Raw genomic sequence first — 21,148 nt, 5'->3', positions numbered from 1 at the left:
ATACCTCCTTTAATTTTAGATAAGCCGGATATCAGACAAACGGATACCACAGCTGCAGATAATTCGGAGAGAACAACTTGTACGAAATATAGGCGATACAGATCAGTATCCCGACAATATAAACCACCCGGAATATTTTGTCAGCCTTTGTCATCTCATGCTCCGCATAATAAGATCTCTTTTTTAACTTTCCATAACCCCTTAAGTCCATGGCGTTGGCTATATTACCCACCTTGTCAAACGATGAAAATAAAAGGGGGACAATGATTAACACCGCCTGCTTCAGTCTGGTAAACAGCTTCGTCTTCTTCTTATCCATCTCAACGCCTCTGGCCTGCATACTGGTGGAAATATTCTGGTAATCCCTCACAATATCAGGGATACAGCGATAAGCCAGTTCCACAACCGTACAGATCTTATACGGGACTTTAATGGAATATAAACCAGCCGCGAATTCCGACGGGGTTATGGAAAGGATAAACACGATGGAAACCATAAAAGAAGCTATGATTTTTATGAATCTGGTAAACAGATACCAAAGTGTCTCTCCGCTTACATAGAAATAATCGGTAAACTGTGCCAGCACGGTTTTGGAAGCACAGAACTTGGTTCCAATATCCGGGTCGGCGATGTAAAACAGGAACAGGTTGAACAAGTTCAATATGACGATAAACGCAAACATGAACTTGATCGGTTTCCAGTTCGGCTTCAGGGAAAATAAGCCGATTACCCCTGCAACCGCCACCGGAAGGATCAGCCTCAAATCCCAGGACATGATCAGATACACAGTCAGCACTACGAACAGACGCACCTTCGTGGCACCTGTCAGCTTATGTAATACCGTATCTCCGGGTTGAAAATTAATGATAAATTTATTATTCACCGGCCTTCACCATCCTCTCATAAGAAATAAAATGGGAAATAAATTCTTCCGGTGAAACACCCAGCATACAGGCCAGCGTATAGAGGGAAGTCTGCTTTAAGCTGGCACGGGTGATCACGTCATCGTCTGAAAGCACCCGGAACACGTGATCATCGGCAATGATTTCCCCGTCCGCAAATACGATGGCGCGATCGGTGTTTTCGATGGCGAGATGCATGTCGTGGGTGATCAGTATGATCGTCTTTCCGAATTCCGAGTTAAGCTGGTTGATAAATTCTATAATCTCAACGTAATGCCTGTAATCCTGTCCGGCCGTGGGCTCGTCCAGAATAATCACATCCGGTTCCAGCGCCATAACCGTGGCGATGGTGATCCTTTTTCTCTGGCCATAGCTTACCGAACTGACCGGCCAGTTTCTCATGGAATACAGATCGCACATTTCCAAAGCGCGTTTTGTCCTGGCATCCACGTCTTCCTGCGGGTAGCCCCGCAGCTTAAGCGCCATATCCACCTCATCATGGATAATATCCTTCACCAGCATCTGGTTCGGATTCTGCATGACATAACCGATAAACTCACCGATCTCTTTGATGGACAGGGCCATATAATCATTTCCGCGGATCTTGATCTGACCCTTTGTGGGCCGGTTGATCCCACAGACCAGGCGGGCCAGCGTCGTCTTGCCGGCACCGTTTTTCCCGATCAGCGCTAACTTTTCGCCTCTTCTGATCGTGCAGTTGACATTTCTCACGACGACATCTTTATCATAGGCGAAGTCTACATCCTCCACCTCAATGACCGGTTCTCCCAGCTCTGGCTTATATTCATCCGTTTTCCTCCGGAAGAACTCCTCCAGTTTGTCTGTGTTTTCCTGTGTCAGCTTCATCTGTGCCAGATCGGAGATTCCTTCCTGATTCTGCAGATTACAGCCTGCGTATTTCATCGCAGTCAGGTAGAGAGGTTCCCGGATTCCGTACTGATCCAGCAGTTCCGACCGAAGCAGCTCCTCCGGCGTCATATCTGCCACGATACGGCCTTCCGCCATCAGGATAATCCGGTCCACCGGCCGGTACAGCACATCCTCCAGCCGGTGTTCGATGATAATCGCCGTCTTGTTCTGGTCTGTGCAGATCCGGTCGATCAGATCCACCGCCACCATACCCATATGGGGGTCCAGGGCTGCTAACGGCTCATCAAAGATCAGTATTTTCACCTTGTCGTGCATGACTCCGGCCAATGCCACCTTCTGCTTCTGCCCGCCGGACAGCGAATAGGGAAGATGCTCCAGGAACTCTCCCATACCGACGATTTGGGCAGTGGCTTCTACTTTCGGTACCATTTCGGAACGGGGCATATTCTCATTTTCCAAAGCAAAGGCGATGTCCTCGCCCACGGACAGCCCCACAAACTGGGCATCCGAATCCTGGAGCACCGTTCCGACTACTTTGCTCAGTTTAAATATACTGGCCTCTTTCGTCTCTATTCCGTCTACTTTCAGAGATCCCTGAATCGTTCCTTTTTCTGAAAAAGGAATCAACCCATTGATACAGTTGGAAAGGGTGGACTTTCCGCTTCCGCTGGGTCCCAGGATCAGAACTTTCTCGCCTTCATAAATAGTCAGGTTAATATCATGAAGAGTCGGTTTTGACTGCACCTTATACTGGAAAGTGAAGTCTTTAAATTCGATCAAAGCCTTTTTCATTTTCTTATCCTATTCTTCTCTCAGATTTGATCTGGACGCATATCTCTTTGACAGCAGGAACAATACGGGAATACCCACAATCAACAATACTGCGATGTTACCAACCGTAGCAAATCCAGCCATAATAAAGGTAACTTTTAATTCGCCGCCGTAGAACAGATAAGTAAAGACAGGGGTAATCAGACCAAATGCGATTACATTACCAATGATGCATAAAATCGCGTAGATCACCGCATGTTTTACCTTAAAGATACCCTCTGTTATGTAAGCGCCATAAACCGGAAGCAGGCCTACGAAAAATCCCAGAACCGCGTTTCCGATGGACCAGTCGAACCACATGCCGTTACCGCCGATCAGATCCGCGATGATGTTACCGATCAGCAGGGTCAGGCTGCACGGAAGCGCTCCGTACATTCCTCCTACGACTACCGGTACAATCATGGCCGTTGACAGATTGGTCTGTGAAAATATGGGGATCGACCCATACATCATCAGCACGCCGTACAGGGCGGCTCCCACTGCCATCGTGACGATCGTCTTAGTACTCCACTCACCTACAATTGCTTTTCCAATTCCTTTCTTCATTGCATTGCCCTCTCACTTTCTTTAAGTTGTTGAACATGTTTAATAAGTTGCCTTTATTATAAGAGACGCGTCATTTTTTGTCAACGGATTTTATGAAATTCTACATCTTTCGAGCCGGGATGTTGGTGATTATAGCTAAGGATTTTGTGAGGGGAATTGTTGACTTAGGGACGGGCTGAGCGGGAAGGGGGGGCCTGTGGGAGCCGGGGAGCAAAACCCGCGGGGCCAAATCACTTCGGCCGGACCTAAGAACGGCTAACTCCGAAGGCGGGAGAACCTCTTATTGGCAGGGCCCGGAACAAGCTCGCCAAAGGACGGCTCGGACAGTGTTCCAGGGGTTCTTTCTGAGAGTTGGGTATAGCCTGGTAACCGGAAGGTCCGCAACCGGCTTAATGTATAAGTATGCGAGCATTCCGGTTACCAGGCTATACCCAACTCTCAGAAAGAACCGTTCCAGGCCCTGCGAGGTTCTCGCGCCTTCTGCGTAAGCCGTTCTAAGGCCCGGCCTCAAGTGATTTGGCCCTGCGGGTTTTGCTCCCCGGCTCCCACAGGCCCCCCCTTCCCGCTCAGCCCTGCTTTATAAATTGCCCTTTTCCTATGTTCTGATAAATTGTGTAACATCTTAGTCTGGGGCGTCTTAGATGAACTGTGTCGCATCTTCAGATGAACTGTATAGCATCTCTGATGAGCTGTATATCATATCTTCAGATGAACAGTGTGATATCTCTGATGGGCTGTAAGCATCTTCAGATGAACCGTTCAGCATCTCTGATGGGCTGTATAGCATCTGCAGATGAACTGTTCAGCATCTCTGATGGGCTGTGTGGCATCTTAGATGAACTGTGTAGTACTTAAATTGAGCGTTTGATATTGCAGATCGACTTTCATGTCAGTTGAAATAATAGGTTTGGAACACCGGGCGGATACCAGGCCCTTACCAGCTCAGGTTAAAATGAGGCTGTTCAGCAGTTAGCTCTCGTTAAGATACAGACTGGGGCTGTCAGGAAATAAATAGGTCATACCAGCTATGAACCTGTTACAAGTTTCATATTAATATCTGGTAAGCAAATTCTATTTCCCGACAGCCCCAGTCAAAAAACTTCACACTATGGCATATCCGGCATCAATAATTTTTATTATGAATCATTCTATATTATATGAATCCCTCTCCCCACGATGCAACGAACTATATACATCATAAATCAGGCAACTCCCGCCAAGCCAGAACTGCAAAAAAGCCAATAGTAAAGCAGGGAAGAGAGGGAAAGCGCGTACCCGGGCGGCGCCAGGCGGCAAATCTCGTGGGGCCAAATCACTTGAGACCGGGCCTTAGAACGGCTTACGCAGAAGTCAGGAGAACCTCGCAGGGCCTGGAACACTGTCCGAGCCGTCCTTTGGCGAGTTTGTTCCAGGCCCTGCCAATAAGAGGTTCTCCTGTCTTCGGAGTTAGCCGTTCTTAGGCCCGGCCGAAGTGATTTGGCCCCACGAGATTTGCCGCCTGGCGCCGCCCGGGTACGCGCTTTCCCTCTCTTCCCGGCCCTTCCTCCCCCCATTTCGCCATACCCAGCCCCCCGGCAGCAGCCAGCAGCCACTCTTTACCATCCGAACATATCCCATTCGCTGCCCGCGAATTGATCCGTAGACTTGCGGATAACCAGATTGCATTTGAGTTCCACTTTGTTTCCAGAACCGCCTTCCCTGGCACCCATCAGAAGCTTAACAGAGGTTCTGCCCATCTGGTACGTGGGCACATTTATGGTAGTTAAGGAAGGTGCTACCATGGACGCAATGCTTAGATTATCGATACCGGTGACAGCGATATCCTCAGGCACTTTTTTCCCTACGGAGAGGATCGCTTTGATCGCGCCGATCGCCATCTGGTCGTTGGCTGCCGCCACCGCAGTATAGTCGGAACGGCGGTCCATGATCCGTTTCATTGCCATGTAGCCGCTGCTGGGAGAAAAATTCCCCTCCTGGACAAGCTCTTTGTCATAAGGGATTCCCGCCTCTCTCAGGGCTTTGCGGTAACCCTCCAGCCTCAGAAGGGCCAGAGGATTATCCAGTTTACCGGCGATATGAACGATACTTCTGTGTCCGTTCTCGATCAGGTGTCTGGCAGCCTTGTACTGGTTGTCCAGATGGTCTACGTAGACACAGCCGATCTCCTCATCCTGAACTTTACGCTCCATTAATACGATCGGGATCTTTTTGGGGACAAAGGTCTCCTTGAGCTCGTTGTAATAATCCCTCTCCTGTTCCGCCGTACAGACAGTATCTATGATAACCCCGTACAGGGACTGGCTTTGGATCATATTTATAAATTGTTTTTCTTTTTTGAAGTCATAACCGGAATTACCGAAGATCAGGGTATACCCCTCTTCTGTGACAGTGTCCACGATTCCGCTCAGCAAATTTGAGAAAAAGACACTTGTAATATTTGGAAGAGCCACCGCTATTACTTTATCCGGTTTTTTCTTTCTCTCCGGCAACTGATATCCAATCTCCGCAGCCGCCCGCATCACCCTTTCCCGGATTTCGTCACTTACATACTTATCACTGTCACTTAACACGGCCGAAACGGTCGATAACGATACTTGGGCAGCCCTGGCTACATCGCGCATTCCCGGCATCTGCTACAACTCCCTCACTACTGCATTTTCTTAATCCTAGCACGCCTGCCCTGGGCATGTCAAACCCATTCTTTTCTCAATAATCATCCGTATGTTACTATTCACGGCCAACTTTGGTAAATGGGGATTTTGAGAGGGGACTGGCACCTTTCGGTAGGAAAGCTAAATTTTTAAGTAACTGCGTGGAGAAAGGGGCCTGTCCCAGGATGTTGGCTTATTCGGGGAAATAAAGCGAGTGCTTCCCGAGAAGGATGGACCATTCCAGTCAAAATCCGGGGACAGGCCCTTTTCTCTACGCAGTTACTTGAAAATTTAGCTTTCCTACCGAAAAGTGCCAGTCCCCTCTCAAAATCCCCATTTACCAAAGTTGGCCGTGAATCGTAACATCCGCATGTTACCATATACGGCCGGATGGGAAGGGACTGGAACTTTTCGGCAGCAGAAGCCGGTTTTCCCTAGATAACCCCTTTTTGCAGCATAATGTTCGCGTAGCGGGCGGTCGTTTTGGTCTGCACGATAACATAGGCGCTGCGGGCGGCCTCATAGAATGGAAGGCGGTCTATGTATCCGAATCCATGAAAGGCCTGCTCCTCATCATATTTCCTGATCAGCTCCTGGTACTGCTGCCAGATCCGGGGCTCTGGTTCTTCCGGGAGGTGCTGCATCAGCTTTACCGGTTCCTGTACATAAATGTCCAGCGGAAAGAAAGGGAGGATCGCTTCCAGCAGATCCGGAATCTCCACGCCCTCTGCCTTGATATAGCGCTTGGCATTCGTAACGGCCGGGAAGTTGGCATCCGCCAGAATCAGTACGTCGCTGTGCCCCATCTCCATCATATTTTTCATCAGCTTTGCGGGCAGGATTGGCGGTATTTTTTTCAACATATCCTTATTCTCCTTTTTTGTCTGTGACAAGAGGCCCCGAAGGGCTTATATACCTGCTTCGGGACCTCTTGTCCGCCAGTTGATCAGTAATCAAACTGCTCTACATTGTCTTTTGTGATTACCAGGGGATCTCCCAGAAGCACTTCACCGTTACTGATGGAGGACGCTCCTAATCTTGTCGTCGTCATCTCGGTGCTGTCTGCGGTAATATCGCCCGCTGCCAGCTGGTAAGCCGCCTGCACTGCCAGATATCCCAGATCCATGGTGTTCCAAAGCACACCGAACTTCAGAGGGTTCTGATCGTTGAGTATATAGGACTTCAACGCGTTAGGGGTCGCCACACCGGTCAATACGATCTTGTCAACCGGAGGTTTGTTGGTGGATGCCTCATATTGGGACCCCAGGGCCGGAGCAGTCATAGAGGTGATTCCGAACGCGCACTGGATCTTATCTGCGCCTTCACCCATTCTGGAGATCAGGGTGCCCGCCTGTGTCTGGGTCTCTACTTCGTCCGCGCCCGGATAATAGATGTCGGAGTCGGGGTTCTGCAGTTTCATCCAGTTGTATTCGTCGGTTTTTATCAGTTCCTGGATATTGCTGTTCCATGCCTCCACATTGGTATCCGTCTTTGTCTGTCCCATAATCGCGATATTTACCGGATTCTCGGGGCCATATCCTTTTTCTTTGAGCTCCGCGGCCGCATTCTCTACCAAGGCTTTTGCCACGCCTTCATAAGAAGCCTGGTTGATAAACAGATCTCTGGCATCCGGCTCTGAATCGGAGTCAAACGTAACGATCTTGATTCCTTTTTCCTGTGCCTTCTTAAGTGTAGGGGAGATGGCGCTGGCGTCCACACAGCCCACCGCTACCGCATCGACACCCTGGGCGATCCAGCCTTCCAGAAGGTCTACCTGTTTTTGATTCGTGGCCTGATCCTGAGGAGGGCCGTCATACAGAAGCTCTACGTCATAGCCTTGTTCCTTCAGCTCTTTAGCCGCGTCTTCCGCGCCCACCTGGCACGCATCCCAGTAGTTCTCCCCCTTCATCTTCGGGAGTACCGCTATCTTGATCTTTTTACCCTGGGTGTCTTTTTGATCCGCCGGGGCTGCCGACTGGGCTCCGTCTGAGGTTTGCGCCGGAGCCGGAGCGGATGTATCCGCCTCTCCTGCCTTGGTGCATCCTGCCAGACTTCCTGCCACTAAAATACCTGTTACAAATAATGCTGCGATTCTTTTTTTCATACCTTCTTCTCCTTTCTTCCATATGCCTTTTTCTCAAGGCATACAGGGATACCCGTAGGTATTTCATAAATGCTCCTATATATTTTCCTGTCTGGATCAAACAGGTAAATATCTCACACGATCAGCCGGTCCTTTTCAGAAGCTCGGTTTTCACTTCTTTCAGGCGCTTGCTGCTGGTCCTTCTGTTCACGATCTCATAGGCGATCAAACTGATGATCAGGATCGTCCCATGGACAATCGTCTGGGTGTCGATGGGGATATTCAGAACAGTCAGACCGCTGTTCAACACTGCGATAATCAGGGTTGCCAGTATCGTTCCCTTCAGATCGCCGGTACCGCCCAGGATACTGGTACCGCCCAGTACCACGATGGTAATTACTTTCAGGTTAATGTTGGTTCCCGCGTCATACCGAAGGCTTGAGAACCTTCCGATCATGATCAGCGCCGCCAGGGCGCACATCAGACCGGACAGCACGTAGATCCGGATCAGCATCTTTTCGATATCGACCCCGCAGTACTTTGTGGCGCTGCTGTTCAGGCCGATTCCAAACAGCCTTCTCCCAAACGTGGATTTTGCCAAGATGATATAAAACAACACCGCACAGATTATGTAGATAAAGATCTGCACCGGAATGCCCAGGAATAACATGCCTCCGACTGCCTCTGCGGCGGGAAACGCGTAGACGCTGTCTCCTCCCGTCATGCCCCTGGTAAGCCCCAGGAACAGGAACATGGACGCCAGTGTGGTGACCATGGCCGGGACTTTCACCTTTGCGATGATGATCCCGTTGAACAAGCCGCAGGCCAGGCCCACCAGGAACGTGACGATCACACCGGCCGCGCTGCCCATCTTACCTGCGGCCATGGCGCCGACCATAGCGGAAAGTACCATGATGTTTCCGACGGACAGGTCGATTCCGCCCGTTATGATGATCAGGGTCATGGGCAGGGCGATCAGCCCCAGTTCCACCACATTGCGCAGAACTACATTTAACAGATATTCCGCAGAGAGGAATACCGGATTCAGGATGGAGATAACCGCGAAGATGATGACCAGGATCAGCAACAGCGCAATATTAAAAGTAAATTTTAATTTTTTTACCGCTTTCATCTTATCTTCCTCCCGGTACCGCCGATATCCGGCGTTTTTTCTTAATTTTCACCGCGCTGGCCACCACGGACAGGATAATGATCCCACCCATAATCGCGTCCGACCAGTCGGGGCTGATCCCCAGGTAGTTGATCGCCGGGGATACCAGGGAGAGGATAAAGGCTCCGATCACCGTACCGATCAGCTTACCGCTTCCTCCCGCGGTGCTGGTGCCTCCCAGAACAACCGCGGCGATAAAGGTCATCTCTTTACCGTTGGCCATGGTGGTCGTCACCCGCTGGCTGGCTGTACCGATAATGATAGCCGTAATCCCGTACAGCGCTCCGGCAATGGTATAGGCAATCACGATGGTCCGGTCCACATTCACCCCGGCAAGGCGCGCCCCATTTTTGTTATTGCCGATGGCGTACAGCTTCTTGGAGAATTTCGAATATTTCATAAATAACAATCCAGCGATGACCACAGCCAGCATCAGCACCGTGCTTGCCGGAAAGATGCCGAAGAGCTTCGCGTCGTACGCAAGCCATGTGAATGTCGCCGGAAGATCGTAGATCGATCCGTTCACAGCCAGCGGCAGGACCCCCTGAAACAGCTGTGTGGTGGCCAGGGTCGCCACAATGGCGGGTATATGCAGTTTGGTGATAAACAGGCCGTTGATCATACTTAACAAAGCTCCCGCCGCCATCGTAACAGGCAGAAAGACGCCGATCGGCAGCCCCTGTTTGCCCAGGGACGCGGCGATGATACACAGGACTGAGACTAACGCGCCCGCCGAGACGTCGATGTTGGAAGTGATAATGATCATATTCATTCCCACCGCCGCGATCAATACATAATTGAACCGGTTGAGCAGGTTCATCAGGTTGCTGAGGTCATAGAATCCTCTGGCAAAGACGGCCAGGAATAAGAGCACAAGGATTAAAAACAGCAGCAGATAAAATTCCGTGGTCATAAGCTTTTTCCAATTCTTCTTCTGGCTAATATCCATCTTATCCTTCCCCCTCCCCTTCCAGCGCCGTTTTCAGAATCTTGTCCTGGGTGGCGTCTTCTCTCGAAAAGCATCCGGCTATCCTGCCTTCCTTCATTACATAGATCCGGTCACACATACCCAGCAGCTCCGGCAGCTCGCTGGAGATCATCAGGATCGTAAGCCCTTTTCCGGTGAGTTCACTGATGATTTTATGTATTTCCGCCTTGGCATTGACATCCACGCCTCTGGTCGGCTCATCCAGGACCAGGATCTTCGGCTGAATCGCCAGCGCTTTGGCGATGGATACCTTCTGCTGGTTACCGCCCGACAAGTTATTCACGGTAAAGTCCGGCGCCGGCGCTTTAATCGTTATCTCTTTCATGTATTCCGCCGCCACCGCGCTTTCTTTTTTCCGGTCGATGATACCGAATTTTGAGAAATCGTTCAGCTGGGGCATCGATATATTTTCTTCTATACTCATGTCCACAATCAGGCCGTACTTGCCCCGGTCCTCTGACACATACACCAATCCTTCTTTCATGGCATCGGTGTAATCGGTGATATGCAGATTTTTCCCATCCAGGGTTATCTTTCCCTGGGCTTTGGGCGCCAGTCCGCAGACTGCTTCCATCAGTTCGGTCCTTCCGGCGCCGGCCAGGCCGGCAAACCCTAAGATCTCCCCTTTTCTCACTTCAAAATTGATATTTTCCAGGAATCCCTCATCATAGAAGTTTTCCACCCGGAAGATCACATCGCCCAACTCGGTCTCAGCCTTGGGATAATAGTTATGCATCGTACGTCCAACCATGTCGGCAACCAGTTCATCCTTATTGGTCCCGGCCACGTCTTTTGTGGAAATATATTGTCCGTCTCTTAAAACCGTCACCCGGTCGCAGATCTCAAAAATTTCCTCCAGTCTGTGACTGATGTAGACGATACCCATTCCTTCTTTTTTGAGGCTTATAATAATGCCAAACAAAGCGTCCACTTCCCGCTGGGTCAGTGAGGCCGTAGGCTCATCAAAGATCAGGATGCTGGCGTCAAAAGTCAGGCTTTTCGCGATTTCCACCATCTGCTTTTGGGCCATTCCCAGCGTTTTGATCTTGGTGTCCAGGTCGATCTTCGTGTTTAACCGCTTGAATATCTCCTGTGCCTTCTCCCTCATTTCCCTGTAATTCAGAACCGGCAGAAATCCCAGTGTTTTTTTGCTGGTCTCGTGTCCCAAAAACATATTCTCCAGCACTGTCATCTCTTCAAAGAGGCTGGTTTCCTGGAAGATAATGGACACCCCGCTTTTATAGGATTCCATGGGATTGGCGAATTTTCTCTTCTGCCCATTTACATGGATCTCCCCGGAATCCGGCTGATACACCCCGGACAGCACCTTCATAAGCGTGGACTTTCCGGCTCCGTTCTCACCGCAGATGGCATGTACCTCACCTTTTTCAAGATCGAAACTTACATCGTTTAACGCCAGGACGCCCGGGAATGTTTTGACAATATTTTTTAACTCCAATACTGTTTCTCCCATAATAATTTCCTCCCACCTCCGAAAGCCCTCTTATGGACAGGGCTTTCGGAGTATTCATTTTCCCAATTTATTCGACGCTCAGGTCCGGGTTATCCGAGAAATGCTTCAGAATCACAATGGGGTCTGCGGATGACGGATTCACGATCCGGATTCCCTCTTTCGCTGCTTTTTCTGTCACAAAGTATTCGTCATGGGTTAACTCGCCGTAACGGATCAGGGCCGGGGATTCGATTTCCCACGCTCCAAAGGTTCCGTGGCCCTGCAGGCAGATCAGCCCGTAAGGCGCGGCATCCTTTACCACTACCGACTGTCCGGGGAGAACCGTCAGGCGCTTTGCACTTACATTTTCACATTTATAACAGATCCACTCCTCGATATAACCGTCCGCTGCCATCTCTTCCATCGGTCTGACCGGTTTCGGGCTCATAAAGTTGTGTTCGTGGAAATCCGGGTCCACGTTCTTGTCCCAGTCAATGACGTCCAGCAGATACTCATAATTGCCGATCTCTTCTTCCGGACAATTCTTCCAGAGCAGATCCTGCTGTACCAGCTCCCCGTTCATCAGCACCGACTGATACATCGCGTACACATCGGATGCGAACTGCGGCTCATAGGTACAGAAGGAACCGGGGGCGTGCATGATACCGGGTGCTACGTTATATCCGGTATCCACTTCCAGCTTAAACGCTCTTGAGAGTCCCAGGATGTTATTATCTCCCTTTGTATAGTTCTTCAGGCAGCCGAGCACCTGCTCCTTCGTAGTCTCAGGATGGAATCCGAAAAATGTAAAGGGGAATTCTCCGCCGTGGTTGTTCATCTGCGCCGGGAAAAAGTACATCTCCGGCTTGCCGTCCGCTCCCACCCGCGCCGCGTGCTCCTGTCTGTGATGAATGTGATGGGGAAGCGGCCCCTGGTTGTCGAAGAACTTGGAAAACATCGCCCACCGGTGGTATTTGTTCCATAAGGTCTCACCGATCAGCTCAGGTCCCATCAGATCCACCGCGTCTCTTAACAGAACCCGCTCTTTGCCGTCCTCATCCACGACGATATAGCTCAACCCTTCGTCCTCGGGTGTCCCCGGACCGTTCTCCGCCCAGGTCGTCGAGGAAAACCATCTTTCGTCAATGCCGCCCCGCATTCCCAGTACAAAATAGTCGGACGGGTGCAGCTTAATTCTTCTTCCCGGCCTGCAATACACCCTTGGTACCCAGGTCGGCGCCAGCCGCAGCACACCTTTCCCTTTTTCCAATGCTTTTTCGATCTGTTCTTTCTGATTCATACTTCTCACTCCTTCATGATTTTTGATTATTCATTTGATTCAACAGAAAATGTTTTCTGAAATTCCAGATTTTTTCAACTTGTTCGCTCACTTTTCGCTCGTTTCATACGACAGCCAATGATTTTAAAGGGTTTTTCAAACATTTTTGATCATTCCTTCTAGTAAAATCATATTCTTTTAACGAACGTTTGTCAACATTATCCGTCGTTTTCTATATTTCACTCAGTTTCGCGGTCTTTTTTTATGCATTTTTTACATAGTAATCAGGGGTCTGTCAGAAAACATTAACGTTGTTTTCTGGCAGACCCCTGATTGTCTTTCCTATTTTTTTATCGCAGCCGCAATTGGACTGATTTTATTTTTTTACCACCCAAACATATCCCACTCGCTGCCCGCATACAGATCCGTGGATCTGCGCACGATCAGGTTGCAGGGGAGTTTGACGCTCCGCTTTTTCTCCTTTGAACGGTCCATCAGCATTTTCACCGCCGTCCTGCCCATCTGATAAGTCGGCACATTAATCGTGGTCAGAGAGGGGGATATCATGGACGATACGCTGAGATTATCGATCCCGACCACCGCGATATCCTCCGGCACCCGCTTTCCCTCGGACAGGATCGCCTTCATCGCCCCGATGGCCATCTGGTCGTTGGCCGCGAATACCGCCATACAATCCGACCGGATTCCCAATATTTTCTTCATCGCGATATATCCGCTGTTCGGCGAAAAATCCCCGGATGCGACCAGTTCTTTGTCATAGGGGATACCGCCCTCCTCCAATGCCTTGCGGTAACCGTTCACCCGCAGGAGCGTCAGGGGGTTATTTGCCTTCCCCGCCACATGCGCGATGCTGCGGTATCCCTTTAAAACTAGATGTTTTGTGGCCTGGTACGCATTATTCATATGATCCACATAGACACTGCCGAAATTGGGCTCCTGAATCTTCCTTTCCAGCAGAATCACCGGTATTTCTTTGCTTCCAAACGTTTTTCTCAATTCATCAAAATAAGCGTTTTCTTCCGTAATCGGACACACCGTATCGATAATGACCCCCTGCAGGGACTGCTTTTGTATCATGGAGATAAAACGCCTCTCCTTGGAAAAATGATAGCCGGAATTGCCAAAAACCAGCGTATAGCCTTCATCCGTGGCCGTATCTTCGATTCCGCTGAGCAGGCTTGAAAAAAATGTGCTTGTTATATTCGGCAGTACCACCGCGATTACCTTTTCCGCTCTTTTCTTTTTCGCAGGGCAGCGGTACCCGATCTTGTTCGCCGCCAGCAGAACTTTATTTTTGATTTCTTCACTCACATATTTTTCGCTGTCACTGAGTACAGCAGACACCGTAGACAGCGATACGCCCGCTTCCCTGGCCACTTCACGCATTCCTGGCATTGTCCCACCTCATTTCGTGCATTTTATTCACCCTAACACGTCAGCGAACGTTTGTCAATATCTGTTATAAATAAAACAGCAGGGGACTGTCCCGGGGAGTATAATTCCCCCGTGACAGTCCCCTGCCTCACTTTTCATCAAATTCCTGGAACAACGCCCGGAACCTCCGGATGATTACATGAAATAATACCAGTCTGACAAGATCCAATCCAAAGGCGCATCGCTTTGTGTTGACCTGCGTACCACAAGCCTGGTCTCCATCTCGATTCTGACTGTCTCCCGGACAGCCTCATCCTCTCCTTCGATCTGTCTGATCAGTGCCCCGGCTGCTTCCAGTCCAATATGTTTTTTCCGTACGTGGATGGAAGAAAGGGGAGGGCCATTTGATCATTGGCTATAAATACCCCGTCCATATCCGGACAGGATTTAAGAAGCTGTTTCATTGCGAGATAGCCGCTCTGATGGGTATAGTCCCCATTGGCTATCATTTTTTCTTCGTCAACCGGCAGGCCGCACATATCCGCAGTAATAACCCCTATGGTCTTACTTCACTGTGATTTCATATTTCTGGCCACAGGGTCCGCTTCATATTCCAGTTCGGGAACCGCGATATTTACCCGTTTTTTCAGATCTTCGCTGACATATTTTGTTCCATTGAGCACGTTGGAGACTGTTGAGACGGATACTCCCGCTCTTCTGGCCACGTCCTTGATGCTAGCCATATTGTGGTCCTCCCGCCTGATGTGCAGTGCTGCGTGTTATACCAGCGCACGGATCCTGGGCACTTCATCCACATGCAGATATTTGCTGATGCATTTTACCACCAGATCGTGATCTGCCACATGATCCAGTCCGGATACGAGTACGGAGCCGATCACGCCGACCTCTTCCACCCGGATGGGGAAACCGCCGCCGCAGACCGCGTACTCCTTCGGCTCCAGGAACCATTCCTCGATCGTCTCCTGTGTTTTCTGTAATTCCATATATACATGCAGGCTGCTCTTTTCCAGAACTTTGACCGTGTTATGTTTTCTTCCCATCCAGTTATCATTGTGCAGGTTGGTGCCGTCAAACCCAAACTGAAATACCGTATACCCATTGTTCAGGCGGATACTGGTCGCTATGGACAGCCCTCTCCTGGCCGCTTCCGATACGATTACATTCCCCAGCTCCCATGCGTCCGCATTGGTAAAGTGGCTGAACTGTAAGATTTCCTCCTGCATCTCCAATATTCTGATCGCTTCATCGATTGTCATATAAAGTCCCTCCTGTACTTTTTATTTTCTAATTTCGTTTTTTCCGCTCTATTTTTTCCGAAGTTCGAAGTTAACGAATCCGGTCCGGGAAACCGACCTTTCTTTGCACCTTACGCAATGTCTTTGTGGCAAAATAATTTGCTTTCTCGGCATTGTCTTTGATGATACCGTCAATAAAGGCTTTGTCCTTGCCGAGCTGGGCAAAGCGTTCCTGTACCGGACGCAAATGGTCCGCTACCACTTCCCCTACCGCCAGTTTGAATTCGCCGTATCCTTTTCCGTCAAATTCTTTCACCGCTTCCTCCACGGTTTTCTGCGTAATCGTGCAGTAGATATCCAGCAGATTCTTAATTCCCGGTTTGTCATCTGTATAGATGATTTCTTTTCCGGAATCCGTTACCGCGCGTTTGAACTTGCGGACAATGGCATCCGGATCATCCATAAGATAGATGCTGCTGTTGGGATTCTCATCGGATTTACTCATCTTCTTGGTAGGGTCCTGAAGACTCATGATCTTCGCACCGGTCTTCCCGATATAAGGTTCCGGAATCGTGAACACGTCGCCGTAGATATTATTAAAACGCTGCGCGATATCCCTGGTGATCTCAAGATGCTGCATCTGGTCGATCCCCACCGGGACCACATCCGACTGGAACAGCAGTATATCCGCCGCCATCAGCACCGGATAGGTGAACAGGCCCGCATTGATGTTATCCGCATGCTTCTGGGATTTATCTTTAAACTGGGTCATCCGGTTAAGCTCGCCCATATAGGTAAAGCAGTTCAGTATCCATGACAGCTCGGCATGGCCGGATACATGAGACTGGTAGTACAGACAGTTCTTCGTGGGGTCCAGTCCCGCCGCGATATACAGCGTCAGAAGGTTCCTGGCCCTCTTGCGAAGCTCTGCGGGGTCCTGCCGGATCGTAATGGAGTGTAGATCCACCACACAGTAGAAACATTCATATTCATCACTTAAGGTCACCCAGTTTTTCAGGGCCCCCAGATAATTGCCCAGTGTCAGCGTTCCTGTCGCCTGCATACCGCTGAACAATACTTTTTTGTCATTCATCATAGCCGTAAACCTCCGTTTTTTCTTTCTTAGATGATTGACGGAATATGCTTTGTGCATCCCGTATGTAATCTTATTTTTTCTTCAGTATTTCCTTTTTTATATAGGCAAAGGTCTTATCCTCTCCCATTTCCGCCAGCATGTGCAGAAACCGCTCCAGCATTACCCTCGTCTCCGGATGGATCAGGGCACCGATTTTTCCTTTTTCATAATAGGTCAGAGGACTGGCGTCGGTATATTTTTCCTTCTCGTATACTTTCGATGCGGCTATCCTGTCCATCAGCATTTCCACCACATACCTGGTGGGCATCTTGCAGCCTTCCAGCAGACGTCCTTTCCCCAGGCTGTAATCGATCCAGTATTCAAAATGGTGCTTGTTGCGCCCCTTGTGGTGCAGCCAGGCGGACGAGTATCCGATCTCTTCCCGCTCCGCATTGTTCGGGCTTCGATTTCCCTGAAAATATTTGCAGCCCACCCGGAACTCCGTGGGACTGTATTTCGACATATCGTGCATGATTCCCTGCCGGTAAAGCCCTACCTTGAAGCAGCCTTTCATGACCAGATATTTGTGATGTGTAATTGTACAAAAATGTTTCCAAGCATTTCCCATGTTTATTAACTCCGCTCAATTCTTTCTGTCACAGCGCTCCGCGCTAAGGAAAGCGCTCCGGCGCGGATAAATGTCTGACGACATTATATCATGATTGCATGCAATCATGACCCCTCCGGGGGGGATGCACACTCCGCGCCAAGGAAAGCGCTCCGGCGCGGATATAATGTCTGACGACATTATATCATATAAATATACGTATGAAACACAAAAGCAATAAATGTGCAGGATAAAATACATAAAAGAAATATTTCATCTTAGGCCCGCGCTGTCCGTTGTACAGCCAGATGGGCAGAATGGATATAATCGCGAAATTCTGTATGCCTCCGAACATGCCCCAGTCCAGGAAGGCCAGTGAGGCCGCTTTTCCCAGTATGGATGTTTGAAACACGTAGAAGGACAGGATCAGCAGCACGCCCATCATATTGTAGTCTGTCAGGAAGAAGTACGCGGCCAGGCAGACCAGCACTGTCATCAGCATCCTCCACCATACCTTCGGGGAACGCTCGATCAGTATGAGCAGCAGCAAACCCAAAAACAGTGTGAAGAACACGTTCTGCTGCGCCAAAAAATTCGTCTGTCCTCTGGACAGATAGATCGCCAGGTCAAAGGGGATTTCGGAGATCACTGCAAACAGAAGCAGCCGAAGCGCGTATTTCTTGCGGTCATGGGTATGAAGGAATCCTTCCACCAACAGAAAACAGAAGATAGGAAACGACATCCGTCCTACGATTCTGGGGATACTGCTGTATGGGAAAAACATCATTCCCGTATGATCAATCACCATCGTTATGATAGCGATCCATTTTAAAGTAAAGCCGTTGATGCCTATGATTTCTCTGATCTTTTCCATTCCATTTCCCCTGCTGATCTTTATTTGCCGATCAGGACCATTACCGTCCTGGCTTTTACCGGTATCATTTTAGGTGTTTGAACCACCGGCTCCCGGCCGGATTCATAGAAACTTCCATCCACGGCAAGGGAGGTATCCATCACAAGCCTCCAGGACTTTCCGTCCGGCAGCTTCGGGAGGGCGAACTCATGCTCGATCCAGTGCATATTATAAGCCACATAGAAAAAATCGTCTTCCTGCTGCCCGGTTTTCGCGTATTTTCCACAGTACATCAGTCCGATCTGCCTGCTGAACGGCTCGAACTCACCATACCAGGCCTTCTTGCCGTGATAAGATAGATCTGGATAACCGCAGGCCATATAATCCATGATGCGAAGTTCCTCCGGCCTGTGCAGAATCGGATGTTCCCGGCGCAACGCGATCAGTTTCTTTACATAATCCCGGACTTCCCGGGCATCCTTCGTGAGATTCCAGTTGATCCAGGCCGTGCCGTTGTCCTGGCAGTAGGAATTATTGTTTCCCTTCTTCGTATGCATCAGCTCATCACCGCTGAATATATAGGGGGTCCCCTGGCTTAACATCAAAAAACTGAAGGCGTTCTTCACCTGTTTCACCCGAAGCTCTCTTACCGCTCTTTTACGGCTGGGTCCTTCGGCTCCGCAGTTCCAGCTGTAATTATAATTCGTGCCGTCCCGGTTATCCTCTTCATTCTCTTCGTTATGCTTCCCGTCATAAGATACCAGATCCAGAAGGGTAAATCCGTCATGGTTTGTTATATAATTGATCACACCATGCCCGGAAGGGTTCCTCCTGGCCCGCCAGGTAAAAGCGTCCAGCATATCCTCATCGCCCTTTAAAAAACGACGGGCATCCACCAGGAAGCCGCTGTTATACTCCGCCAGATTCTTAAATTCCGGCAGTGCCCCCTCCTGATAGATCTCTTCCACCGGAAAGCCCTGATACATAAGCTTCGTCCGGGACAGAATCGGGTCCGAAGCCAGCAGACAGGCCGGCACATCCTCCCCATTCAGATGGATTCCGTCCAGATGATAGGAAAGCACCCAGTACCTCAGGCAGCGCAGCATCAACTCCACACCGGTGCCTTTTGGAAAATAAAATTCCATGGAAATCTCAATCCCATTCTCATGAAGCGCACGCACCATATCTTTGAATTCGGTCACCGGATCAGCAGATGCGGCATAGGATGCTTTCGGCGCAAAATAACTGCCCGGTCCATATCCCCAGGTATTCAAGCGGAATGATTCCTTTGTCTTTTCCGTATCATCCGCATAATATGCTGCCGGCCGGCGGATCAGTATCTCATCAAACTCGTAAGACGGCATCAGTTCTATATGATTGATTCCCATTTCTTTCAGATACGGAATCTTCTCCCTGATTCCCAGGAAGGTCCCCTTATGTTTTATCTTCGAGGAAGGATGCATCGTAAAATTCCGGACATGCAGGCCGTACATAATGACATTCTCGTACGGGATCGCCAAAGGCTGATCTGCTTTCCAGTCATAATCCGAAACCGCAAATCCGCAGCGCACAAAGCCGCCGTCCTCTTTTTTTACAGGCACGCCGAAATGTTCCCTGCCCAGTATCCTTTTGGCGTAAGGGTCAGGAACAATCTGACGGCCGATCCTGAAATTATATTCGTAATCATCTGCTTTAAAATCCCGGATCGCAAGGGAATATACATTACCTGACCTGCTCTCTACGGGAAATGGAATCTCAAACGCCGTGTGTGTCTCATCCTTATGGTACAGGACCAGGGCACACGGCTGTCCGCCCTCTGCCGCCACGGCAAAGTTCATACAACCATCCTTATAACTGGCCCCCAGCGGTAATGGGGTTCCAGTCTGTATCCGATTCCGGAATTGATCCTTGCTCTCCATCCTTATGCCCGCCCTTCTTGCGTTTTTTATGATTCCCGACATCAGCCCGTGAATAAAATTATTATATCATTTTTTTCCGCATTTTGTATACTCTTTTATCTCTATGTCTCTCTATGTCTCTATGAGACTTAGGTGGCTTGTTCGGGCCTGCATCCGGGGACAGGCACTTTTCTCCACGCAGTTTCTGTAAAGTTCGGCTTTACTGCCGAAAAGAGCCAGTCCCCTCTCATCATGTGTTTCCCGCGCCAAAGTTATTGACATATGTCATAAACTGACGTATACTGATGGTACAAACCGGGGAGAACAGGAGGAATTTTTATGCCGCGTCCATCTAAATGCAGGAGAATCTGTACGCTTCCGCGGACGAATCAGTTTGGGCCGCTGGAGTTTACGGATGATAACCCGAAGATCGAAATGACTCTGGATGAATTCGAAACGATCCGTCTCATTGACTATCTGGGATATGACCAGGAGGACTGCGCGGGTCAGATGGGTGTCGCCCGTACCACGATCCAGGCTGTCTACAACAGGGCCCGCCATAAGCTGGCCGAAACTCTGGTAACCGGGAGCGTTCTTCTGATCGAAGGCGGCAATTATATGCTCTGTTCTCATTCCGGTGACTGCTGCGGCAAAAACTGCGGGAAACACGCCTGTAATGGGCGCCGCTGTCAGGGTGATCCGACAGCAGGACAAGCAGAAATTAATCTGACAAAAAACGGAGGTTGTAAGCATGAAAATTGCAGTAACTTATGAAAATGGTGAAGTATTCCAACATTTCGGGCACAGTGAACAGTTTAAAATCTACGAGACGGATCAGAGCTCCATTCTCTCATCTAAGGTTGTAGATACCAACGGCAGCGGCCATGGGGCGCTGGCAGGCTTTCTGAAGGACTACGGCATCGAAGTTCTTATATGCGGCGGCATCGGCGGCGGCGCGAGAACCGCCCTGGCGGAAGCAGGTATCACGCTGTATCCCGGCGCAAAAGGTGACGCGGATGAGCAGGTAAAAGCCCTTCTGGCCGGGAACCTGAATTATCAGCCGGATACCGTATGTGATCATCATAATCACGCCCACGGGGAAGGACACACCTGCGGGGAGCATGGCTGTAAGGATCATGGTTCCGCGCATTAGATTGGATATATAACGGTAAAAAAACAGGGGACACCTGAACCCGCAGCCACAGACCTACATACGTCTGTGCCGGCGGTTCAGGTGTCCCCTGTTATTATGTCAATCATTCCCCTGTA

21 protein-coding genes are annotated in these 21,148 nt (G+C 49.7%); 3 read left to right on the top strand and 18 right to left on the bottom strand.

Annotated features, from left to right (window positions below; all coding sequences use genetic code 11):
- Positions 1-31 precede the first annotated feature (31 nt).
- The 12 genes from ABC831_RS16710 to ABC831_RS26550 all read right to left on the bottom strand — a co-directional run bounded on the left by ABC831_RS16710 (position 32) and on the right by ABC831_RS26550 (position 14,529).
- On the bottom strand, positions 32-883 hold the full coding sequence (locus tag ABC831_RS16710; protein WP_343249237.1) for an energy-coupling factor transporter transmembrane component T family protein: 852 nt from the start codon (positions 881-883) through the stop codon (positions 32-34).
- Positions 876-2,573, bottom strand: coding sequence for an ABC transporter ATP-binding protein (locus ABC831_RS16705; RefSeq protein ID WP_343249236.1), 1,698 nt, complete (start codon positions 2,571-2,573; stop codon positions 876-878). The genes ABC831_RS16710 and ABC831_RS16705 overlap by 8 nt, the downstream gene beginning before the upstream one ends.
- A 21-nt stretch (positions 2,574-2,594) precedes the next feature.
- A complete protein-coding gene (locus ABC831_RS16700; protein ID WP_343249235.1) occupies positions 2,595-3,170 on the bottom strand; it encodes an ECF-type riboflavin transporter substrate-binding protein in 576 nt (191 codons plus the stop codon).
- A 1,595-nt stretch (positions 3,171-4,765) separates the two neighbouring features.
- Positions 4,766-5,800, bottom strand: coding sequence for a LacI family DNA-binding transcriptional regulator (locus ABC831_RS16695; protein WP_343249234.1), 1,035 nt, complete (start codon positions 5,798-5,800; stop codon positions 4,766-4,768).
- A gap of 455 nt (positions 5,801-6,255) precedes the next feature.
- The gene (locus ABC831_RS16690; RefSeq protein ID WP_343249233.1) at positions 6,256-6,684 is read right to left on the bottom strand and encodes an RbsD/FucU family protein; all 429 of its coding nucleotides are present in this window, start codon (positions 6,682-6,684) and stop codon (positions 6,256-6,258) included.
- Positions 6,685-6,767: 83 nt separating this feature from the next.
- The gene (locus tag ABC831_RS16685) at positions 6,768-7,925 is read right to left on the bottom strand and encodes an autoinducer 2 ABC transporter substrate-binding protein (RefSeq protein WP_343249232.1); all 1,158 of its coding nucleotides are present in this window, start codon (positions 7,923-7,925) and stop codon (positions 6,768-6,770) included.
- A 121-nt stretch (positions 7,926-8,046) separates the two neighbouring features.
- Complete coding sequence (locus tag ABC831_RS16680; protein WP_343249231.1) at positions 8,047-9,036, bottom strand: ABC transporter permease; 990 nt, start codon at positions 9,034-9,036, stop codon at positions 8,047-8,049.
- Between the two features lies 1 nt (position 9,037).
- Positions 9,038-10,024 carry an ABC transporter permease gene (locus tag ABC831_RS16675; protein ID WP_343249230.1) on the bottom strand — a complete coding sequence of 329 codons (987 nt, stop codon included), beginning with the start codon at positions 10,022-10,024 and terminating at the stop codon, positions 9,038-9,040.
- A 1-nt stretch (position 10,025) separates the two neighbouring features.
- Positions 10,026-11,537, bottom strand: coding sequence for a sugar ABC transporter ATP-binding protein (locus tag ABC831_RS16670; protein ID WP_343249229.1), 1,512 nt, complete (start codon positions 11,535-11,537; stop codon positions 10,026-10,028).
- 67 nt (positions 11,538-11,604) lie between these two features.
- Positions 11,605-12,816 (bottom strand): hypothetical protein, encoded by a 1,212-nt coding sequence (locus ABC831_RS16665; protein WP_343249228.1) that lies wholly within the window; start codon positions 12,814-12,816, stop codon positions 11,605-11,607.
- A 363-nt stretch (positions 12,817-13,179) separates the two neighbouring features.
- Complete coding sequence (locus ABC831_RS16660) at positions 13,180-14,211, bottom strand: LacI family DNA-binding transcriptional regulator (RefSeq protein ID WP_343249227.1); 1,032 nt, start codon at positions 14,209-14,211, stop codon at positions 13,180-13,182.
- A 174-nt stretch (positions 14,212-14,385) separates the two neighbouring features.
- Positions 14,386-14,529: a hypothetical protein gene (locus ABC831_RS26550; protein ID WP_425524599.1), complete on the bottom strand. Its 144-nt coding sequence runs from the start codon at positions 14,527-14,529 to the stop codon at positions 14,386-14,388.
- A 65-nt stretch (positions 14,530-14,594) separates the two neighbouring features.
- Here ABC831_RS26550 and ABC831_RS16655 point away from each other — a divergent pair, with 65 nt between their 5' ends.
- On the top strand, positions 14,595-14,768 hold the full coding sequence (locus ABC831_RS16655) for a hypothetical protein (RefSeq protein WP_343249226.1): 174 nt from the start codon (positions 14,595-14,597) through the stop codon (positions 14,766-14,768).
- On the opposite strand, the gene ABC831_RS16650 is transcribed toward ABC831_RS16655, so the two are convergent.
- The 6 genes from ABC831_RS16650 to ABC831_RS16625 form a co-directional block, all read right to left on the bottom strand.
- Positions 14,760-14,933 (bottom strand): LacI family DNA-binding transcriptional regulator, encoded by a 174-nt coding sequence (locus ABC831_RS16650; protein ID WP_343249225.1) that lies wholly within the window; start codon positions 14,931-14,933, stop codon positions 14,760-14,762. The two genes, ABC831_RS16655 and ABC831_RS16650, sit on opposite strands and share 9 nt — an antisense overlap.
- Positions 14,934-14,969: 36 nt before the next feature.
- On the bottom strand, positions 14,970-15,467 hold the full coding sequence (locus tag ABC831_RS16645; protein ID WP_343249224.1) for a heme-degrading domain-containing protein: 498 nt from the start codon (positions 15,465-15,467) through the stop codon (positions 14,970-14,972).
- Between the two features lie 70 nt (positions 15,468-15,537).
- Positions 15,538-16,542 (bottom strand): tryptophan--tRNA ligase, encoded by a 1,005-nt coding sequence (gene trpS / locus ABC831_RS16640; protein WP_343249223.1) that lies wholly within the window; start codon positions 16,540-16,542, stop codon positions 15,538-15,540.
- 70 nt (positions 16,543-16,612) lie between these two features.
- A complete protein-coding gene (locus ABC831_RS16635) occupies positions 16,613-17,149 on the bottom strand; it encodes a DUF5662 family protein (protein ID WP_343249222.1) in 537 nt (178 codons plus the stop codon).
- Positions 17,150-17,333: 184 nt separating this feature from the next.
- The gene (locus ABC831_RS16630) at positions 17,334-18,002 is read right to left on the bottom strand and encodes a TraX family protein (protein ID WP_343249221.1); all 669 of its coding nucleotides are present in this window, start codon (positions 18,000-18,002) and stop codon (positions 17,334-17,336) included.
- 20 nt (positions 18,003-18,022) lie between these two features.
- Positions 18,023-19,900 carry a hypothetical protein gene (locus ABC831_RS16625; RefSeq protein ID WP_343249220.1) on the bottom strand — a complete coding sequence of 626 codons (1,878 nt, stop codon included), beginning with the start codon at positions 19,898-19,900 and terminating at the stop codon, positions 18,023-18,025.
- Between the two features lie 318 nt (positions 19,901-20,218).
- Here ABC831_RS16625 and ABC831_RS16620 point away from each other — a divergent pair, with 318 nt between their 5' ends.
- Positions 20,219-20,653, top strand: coding sequence for a DUF134 domain-containing protein (locus ABC831_RS16620; protein ID WP_343249219.1), 435 nt, complete (start codon positions 20,219-20,221; stop codon positions 20,651-20,653).
- The gene (locus ABC831_RS16615) at positions 20,631-21,032 is read left to right on the top strand and encodes a NifB/NifX family molybdenum-iron cluster-binding protein (RefSeq protein WP_343249218.1); all 402 of its coding nucleotides are present in this window, start codon (positions 20,631-20,633) and stop codon (positions 21,030-21,032) included. The genes ABC831_RS16620 and ABC831_RS16615 overlap by 23 nt, the downstream gene beginning before the upstream one ends.
- Positions 21,033-21,148 lie beyond the last annotated feature (116 nt).

The sequence above is a fragment of the Diplocloster hominis genome (genome assembly GCF_032380655.1).
GTDB classification, from domain to species: domain Bacteria; phylum Bacillota; class Clostridia; order Lachnospirales; family Lachnospiraceae; genus Diplocloster; species Diplocloster hominis.
The sequence above is the reverse complement of the archived record's forward strand: the minus strand, read 5'-3'. Positions and strand labels throughout refer to the sequence as shown.

Coding starts and splice junctions, on each gene's coding strand:
- ABC831_RS16700 (WP_343249235.1), bottom strand. CDS start 3,170: ATGAAGAAAGGAATTGGAAAAGCAATTGTAGGTGAGTGGAGTACTAAG.
- ABC831_RS16695 (WP_343249234.1), bottom strand. CDS start 5,800: ATGCCGGGAATGCGCGATGTAGCCAGGGCTGCCCAAGTATCGTTATCG.
- ABC831_RS16690 (WP_343249233.1), bottom strand. CDS start 6,684: ATGTTGAAAAAAATACCGCCAATCCTGCCCGCAAAGCTGATGAAAAAT.
- ABC831_RS16685 (WP_343249232.1), bottom strand. CDS start 7,925: ATGAAAAAAAGAATCGCAGCATTATTTGTAACAGGTATTTTAGTGGCA.
- ABC831_RS16680 (WP_343249231.1), bottom strand. CDS start 9,036: ATGAAAGCGGTAAAAAAATTAAAATTTACTTTTAATATTGCGCTGTTG.
- ABC831_RS16675 (WP_343249230.1), bottom strand. CDS start 10,024: ATGGATATTAGCCAGAAGAAGAATTGGAAAAAGCTTATGACCACGGAA.
- ABC831_RS16670 (WP_343249229.1), bottom strand. CDS start 11,537: ATGGGAGAAACAGTATTGGAGTTAAAAAATATTGTCAAAACATTCCCG.
- ABC831_RS16665 (WP_343249228.1), bottom strand. CDS start 12,816: ATGAATCAGAAAGAACAGATCGAAAAAGCATTGGAAAAAGGGAAAGGT.
- ABC831_RS16660 (WP_343249227.1), bottom strand. CDS start 14,211: ATGCCAGGAATGCGTGAAGTGGCCAGGGAAGCGGGCGTATCGCTGTCT.
- ABC831_RS16650 (WP_343249225.1), bottom strand. CDS start 14,933: ATGGCTAGCATCAAGGACGTGGCCAGAAGAGCGGGAGTATCCGTCTCA.
- ABC831_RS16645 (WP_343249224.1), bottom strand. CDS start 15,467: ATGACAATCGATGAAGCGATCAGAATATTGGAGATGCAGGAGGAAATC.
- trpS (WP_343249223.1), bottom strand. CDS start 16,542: ATGATGAATGACAAAAAAGTATTGTTCAGCGGTATGCAGGCGACAGGA.
- ABC831_RS16635 (WP_343249222.1), bottom strand. CDS start 17,149: ATGGGAAATGCTTGGAAACATTTTTGTACAATTACACATCACAAATAT.
- ABC831_RS16630 (WP_343249221.1), bottom strand. CDS start 18,002: ATGGAAAAGATCAGAGAAATCATAGGCATCAACGGCTTTACTTTAAAA.
- ABC831_RS16625 (WP_343249220.1), bottom strand. CDS start 19,900: ATGGAGAGCAAGGATCAATTCCGGAATCGGATACAGACTGGAACCCCA.
- ABC831_RS16620 (WP_343249219.1), top strand. CDS start 20,219: ATGCCGCGTCCATCTAAATGCAGGAGAATCTGTACGCTTCCGCGGACG.
- ABC831_RS16615 (WP_343249218.1), top strand. CDS start 20,631: ATGAAAATTGCAGTAACTTATGAAAATGGTGAAGTATTCCAACATTTC.